Here is a 5,761-nt window from a genome sequence, read left to right on the forward strand (position 1 = left end):
ACATTCCGGCGTTTCTGCCGCCGTTTTGGCTTTCGCGCAACAGTGCGATGACTGTGACCGGGCGCTGACCACATTTCGGCTGGACGCGACTTAGTTCTGCCGCACTCTGGCTGTCCGGGATGTCGCGGGGGTAGGCAGGCCTTTTGGCCGGAGTTGGAATTTCTGAGTGCCTTTGAAGAATATCTTTGCCATTGTCCTTGCCTTGCTCGTCGCCGGCTGTGCCGGTACGCAAACACAGGAACTGCTTGGTAGCGCGATCGTCGCGACGCCGGTGACGGAGATCGCCGGCAACCACAGCATCTTCATCGCGACGACGCGCAAGAAATCCGACGATCCCAACAAGGTTTTCGACGGTGAGCGCTCGGCCACGCTGAATTACGCCCGCGTCACCGTCACGGTGCCAGGCTCCCACCAGACCGGCCAGATCGAGCGCCGGTCGCGCGGCAAATCCGACGACCCGGCGAAATATTTCATGGCGTCCGAAGTCGTCGGCTACGACGCACAGCCGAAGTTCTCCAGCGCGCTCGACGCTGACATCGCGGCGCGCGGCGGCCGCGTTATGGTCTTCGTCCATGGCTACAACACCGGTTTCGATGATGCCGTCTACCGCTTGACGCAGATCGTCCACGATTCCGGCTATCCGGGCACGCCGGTGCTGTTTTCCTGGGCCTCCGGCGCCAAGACCACCGACTATGTCTATGACAAGGAAAGCGCCAGCGCGGCCCGCGACCAGCTCGAAGTGACCTTGAGGATGCTGGAGCAGTCCGGAGCGCGGCGCATCGACATCGTCGCCCATTCGATGGGCACCTGGGTGACGATGGAAACGCTGCGCCAGATGGCCATCAGCGGCGACCGCGATCTCGGCGGCAAACTCGGCGACGTGGTGCTGGCCTCGCCCGACATCGATGTCGATGTGTTCAAGAGCCAGATGAGGCGCTACGGCAAGCCTGACAAACCATTCATCCTGCTGTTGTCCGACGACGATCGGGCACTGAGGCTCTCCGGCCTGATTGCCGGCTCGCGGCCACGCGTCGGCGACTACAAGGATGCCGCCGATCTTGCCTCCTACGGCGTGACCGTGGTCGATCTTTCGAAGGTCAAGGGAAGCGATAGCTTCAACCACACCAAATTCGCCGACAATCCCGAACTGGTGAAGATGATCGGCCAGCGGCTGCGCGACGATGACGGCTTTGCCAGCGATCGCGACGTGACCGATCGCATCGGCCTGCTCGGAAAATAAGACGAAATCCCACGATTTTGCCGTGCCTGTTCATCATCGCAGACGTCTAGGCGCACTTTGAACTGGACCGCGCCGCCCTCTGGCTTTATCGGAATATCCAGCGACGTCATGCGTTTGACGTCCCCCCCTTGCGGAGCCGGCGTGTGACCGTGCGTTCGAAGCGCTACCTTGTCGTCGCATTCGCGCTCGCTGTCACCGGCTGCGCCGGCCAGAAAACCCATGATCTGCTCAACAAGACGACGATCACGGTGCCCGCTTCCGACATCGCTGCGACGCATGAGATCTTCGTTGCCACCACCCGGCAGAGGGCAACAAAGAACCCGCGACAGGTCTACGACGGCGACCGTTCGCTGACCACCAGCTTTGCCCGGGTCGACGTGACCGTTCCCAAAAGCCATCAGCTCGGCGCCATCGAGCGGGTCAAGGGATCCGCAAACAGCAATCCGGCCAAGGATTTCACCGCCAAGGACGTGACCTTCTATGAAGGCGCGCCGCAATTCGCCAAGGCGGTCGGCGCCGACATCGCCATGAGCGGCGGACGTGCGCTGGTTTTCGTGCACGGCTTCAACAACGGTTTCGACGACGGCATCTATCGGCTGACGCAGATCGCCCACGACACGAAATATCCCGGCACACCGGTGCTGTTTTCCTGGGCGTCAAGCGGCAAGACGACCGGTTATATCTACGACAAGGAAAGCGCCAACGCGGCACGCGACGACCTCGAGGCGACGCTCAGGATGCTGGCCAAGACGCGGGTCAAGAGCATCGACATCATCGCTCACTCGATGGGAACCTGGGTGACGATGGAAGCGCTGCGGCAGCTCGCCATCACCGGCGATCGCGATCTCGGCGGCAAGCTCGGCTATGTCGTCCTGGCCTCGCCGGACATCGATGTCGATGTGTTCAAGAAGCAGATGATCCGCTACGGCAAGCCGGACAAGCCGTTCGCCATCCTGCTCTCGGGCGACGACCGCGCCCTCAAGCTGTCTTCCCTAATCTCTGGCGACAAGCCGCGCGTTGGCGATTACGGCAATGCCGCCGACCTTGCCAGCTATGGCGTGGTCGTGGTGGACCTGACCAAGACCAAGAGCGGCGACCGTTTGAACCATGCCAAATTCGCCGACAACCCGATCCTGGTGCAACTGCTCGGCGACCGGCTGCGCACACCGGCCGCTTTACGAGCGGACGAGCCCGACGCGGTGCGGTTCGATGACATCGGCCAAGGTATAGGCAAGGCCGTCGGCTCGGTCGCCGAGGTCGTGATCACCACGCCGTTCAAGGTGCTGACCGTCGGCGCTGGCGGGTGATCAGCCGAGCGCCGACGGCTGATCTCAGACGAAAAGATCGACCTTCTGGAACGTCGTCACATCGATCAGCCCGACGTCGGAAATCCTCAGTTCCGGAATGACGACCAGTGCCAGCAGCGAGTGCTGCATATAGGCGTTGTTCAACGAACAGCCCATCTTGCGCATCGCTTCGGTCAGCTTCTCGGCCTTGGCGGCGACGATTTCCGCCCGCTCGTCCGACATCAGCCCCGCGATCGGCATTTCGACCAGCGCCAGTTCCTTACCCTTGGAGAACAGCACGACGCCGCCGCCGACCTCGCCCAGTCGGTTCACGGCCAGCGCCATGTCCTGCTTATTGGTGCCGACAACGATGATGTGGTGCGAATCGTGCGCCACGCTGGAGGCCATGGCGCAATCGCCCATGTAGCCGAAGCCGGAGACGAAGGCGTTGGTGACGCCGCCTGTGCCCTTGTGGCGCTCGACCAGCGCGATCTGGCAGATATCGTTGCGGCGATCCATGGCGACCAGCCCGTCCTCGACCGGCAGATCCGCTTCCAGTGCACGCGTCGGCGCCTGGTTCTCGATGACGCCAATGACGCGCACGCGGACCTCGTTGGCGCCCTTGGGAGCCGCGATGTCGAAGTCGCCGGCCTTGAGTTTCTTGCCGAGCTTGACGGTGTTCTTGGCCGTCTTCGGGTAGTCATAGGCCGGAATGTCGATTTCGAGCTTGCCGCCCTTGGCCAGCCTGACGCCACGCGCATAGACCTCGTCGATGGTCATCGCCGAGAGATCCGAGACGATCAGCAGGTCGGCCAGCCGGCCCGGCGCGATCGAGCCGATCTCGCGTTCGAGCTTGAAATGCTGGGCGGTGTTGAGCGTCGCCATCTGGATTGCTGTTACAGGCTTCAACCCTTGTTGGATGGCGTGCCGCACCACCCGGTCCATATGGCCTTCATGGACCAGCGTACCGGAATGGCTGTCGTCCGTGCACAGGATGAAGTTGCGCGGATCGATGCCGCTCTCGGTCACCGCCTTGATCTGCGAGGCGACGTCATACCAGGCCGAGCCGAGCCGCAGCATCGCCTTCATGCCCTGGCGCACACGCGCAATGGCATCTTCGGCCCGCGTACCCTCGTGGTCGTCTTCCGGCCCGCCAGCGACATAGCCATGGAACGGCAGGCCGAGATCGCGCGAGGCATAGTGTCCGCCAACCGTTTTCCCCGCTTTCACGGTCGCCGCGATCTCACCAGACATGACCGGGTCGTTGGCGGCGACGCCGGGGAAATTCATCACTTCGCCCAGCCCGATGATGTTTTCCCAAGTCATCGCTTCGGCGACATCAGCGACCGTCAGCTCGGCGCCGGCATGTTCCAGCCCTGGTGCCGAAGGCACGCAGGACGGCATCTGCACATGCACGTTGACCGGCATCGCGACGGCTTCGTCATGCATCAGCCGCACGCCGGGCAGGCCCAGCACATTGGCTATCTCGTGCGGATCGACAAACATCGAGGTGGTGCCGTGCGGAATGACGGCGCGGCAGAACTCGGTGACCGTCACCATGCCGCTCTCGACATGCATGTGCGCGTCGCAAAGGCCGGGAACCAGATAGCGCCCGCCGGCGTCGACCACCTTTGTGCCCTGGCCGATGGCATGGCTGGCGTTCGGCCCGCAATAGGCGAAGCGCCCGCCGGCAATGGCGATGTCGGTCCCGGCGATGACCTCGCCAGAATGGACGTTCACCCAGCGGCCGTTGCGGATGACGAGATCGGCGGGTTTGCGGCCCATGGCGACATCGACCAGCTGCGTTGCCATCTCGGTCCAGGGTTTGGGTTTTGTCGCATGCGCCGATGGCTTCTTGGCCATGAAAGACTCCTGTTTGCCCGACTGTGCCAAGCCGGTGTGGTTTTGACCAGCATCAAACTGGGACCTGTTGCGCCATGACAAAGGCCGTCCGGCTTTTCACCAAGGCTACTGCGCGCTGACGTCGACCGTGACTTTCGCCTTTCCGGCCGAAATTTGATCGGCGAGACGCCTGAGTTCGCCCTTGGCGAACCTGCCGTTGATCATGACCTCGCCGCCGAGGATGGGTTCGACCAGCCGCGGCGACATCACGACGTTGCCGCCAACGCTGAGATCAATCGTCTTCCCGACATTCGCCTTGGTGAAAGCGGCGAATGCACGCCCACTGTCCGGCGTCATCTTGAGGTTGAGCGCCACTTGTCCTGGCGCCGGATCGGGTACCACCACGGCCTTGGCGATTGTTAGCGTCAATGGCTCGGCCATGGCGAGGCCGCAGGCGAGCAGTCCGATGGCCGTTGCAGCAATCGGGAGAAACAGGACGCGCATCGGGAATTTTCTCCAAACCGCCGATCTTGCACGGCGACGCTGCCGCGCCAATGCCGCTTGTCTCCGGTCTGGCGGCACCGGGCTTGCGACCGGTATCGGCCAGAATAGGATTCCGTTTTGTCGTAAATCGGGTTACCCTTCCGACAAGGGCCTTTCTGAATTCGTCATTTCGGGGAGTTCGATGTGCGTCGCCTGATGGTCGCAACTGCCGGTTTTCTCGCTGCCCTGGCCGTGCCGGCTTCCGCAGCCGACCCCACCGTCGACGTCCCGATGACCGCGCCCGGCTTCGACTGGACCGGCTACTACGCCGGCCTGCAGGCTGGATATGGCTGGGGCCAGTCCGATATCAACGGGACGGGGGGCGAGCCATTTTCCGTCTCGCCCGATATCGACGGCGGTTTTGTCGGCGGCCATATCGCCGGCCTGTGGCAGTTCGACCAGGCAGTGATCGGCGCCGAGGCCGACCTCAACTATTCCTCGGTCGACGGCTCGACCGAGGCGGAGCCGGGAAACACTTTCGGCACCGACGTCAAATGGTTCGGATCAATCAACGCCAAGGCCGGCTACGCAATGGACCGGCTGCTGGTCTATGGCATCGGCGGCATCGCCTTTGCCGGCATCGAAACGTCGCAAGCGACAGGCACGGCGTTCGACAGCTCACGCACGAGTGTCGGCTGGGCAGTGGGTGCCGGCGTCGACTACGCGCTGACCGACAAGTTCGTCGTCGGCGCCCAGTATCGCTACTATGATTTCGGCTCGGAGCATTTTGACGCGTCCGGCGATTTCACCGACCGCGACCAGGATGTGAAGCTGAACACGGTGGGTATAAATTTGAGCTACAAGTTCTGAGCCTCGCGAGCGGCCTGGCGCGACCCGGCCAAGGCTGTGG

General features: G+C 62.9%; 5 protein-coding genes. 3 read left to right on the top strand and 2 right to left on the bottom strand.

The annotated features are described in order from the left end of the window. Positions 1 to 166 precede the first annotated feature (166 nt). Together ACXJ7R_RS23370 and ACXJ7R_RS23375 are read left to right on the top strand one after the other, a co-directional pair. Positions 167 to 1,240, top strand: coding sequence for an alpha/beta hydrolase (locus ACXJ7R_RS23370; protein ID WP_457153908.1), 1,074 nt, complete (start codon positions 167 to 169; stop codon positions 1,238 to 1,240). A 143-nt stretch (positions 1,241 to 1,383) separates the two neighbouring features. Further along, the gene (locus ACXJ7R_RS23375) at positions 1,384 to 2,547 is read left to right on the top strand and encodes an alpha/beta hydrolase (protein WP_457153909.1); all 1,164 of its coding nucleotides are present in this window, start codon (positions 1,384 to 1,386) and stop codon (positions 2,545 to 2,547) included. 24 nt (positions 2,548 to 2,571) lie between these two features. Here the strand turns inward: ACXJ7R_RS23375 and ade are convergent, their stop codons facing one another. Both ade and ACXJ7R_RS23385 read right to left on the bottom strand, forming a co-directional pair. Further along, positions 2,572 to 4,389, bottom strand: a complete 1,818-nt coding sequence (gene ade / locus ACXJ7R_RS23380; RefSeq protein ID WP_457153910.1) for an adenine deaminase — start codon at positions 4,387 to 4,389, stop codon at positions 2,572 to 2,574. A gap of 105 nt (positions 4,390 to 4,494) precedes the next feature. Further along, positions 4,495 to 4,872, bottom strand: a complete 378-nt coding sequence (locus tag ACXJ7R_RS23385; protein WP_457153911.1) for a SecDF P1 head subdomain-containing protein — start codon at positions 4,870 to 4,872, stop codon at positions 4,495 to 4,497. A gap of 183 nt (positions 4,873 to 5,055) precedes the next feature. Here ACXJ7R_RS23385 and ACXJ7R_RS23390 point away from each other — a divergent pair, with 183 nt between their 5' ends. After that, entirely contained in the window at positions 5,056 to 5,721 is a 666-nt protein-coding gene (locus ACXJ7R_RS23390) for an outer membrane protein (protein WP_457153912.1), read from the top strand. Positions 5,722 to 5,761: the final 40 nt, after the last annotated feature.

The organism is Mesorhizobium sp. P5_C1, assembly GCF_054049815.1.

Bases quoted from the DNA above. Each gene is read 5' to 3' on its own strand.
- ade (WP_457153910.1), bottom strand. From the start codon at position 4,389: ATGGCCAAGAAGCCATCGGCGCATGCGACAAAACCCAAACCCTGGACC.
- ACXJ7R_RS23385 (WP_457153911.1), bottom strand. From the start codon at position 4,872: ATGCGCGTCCTGTTTCTCCCGATTGCTGCAACGGCCATCGGACTGCTC.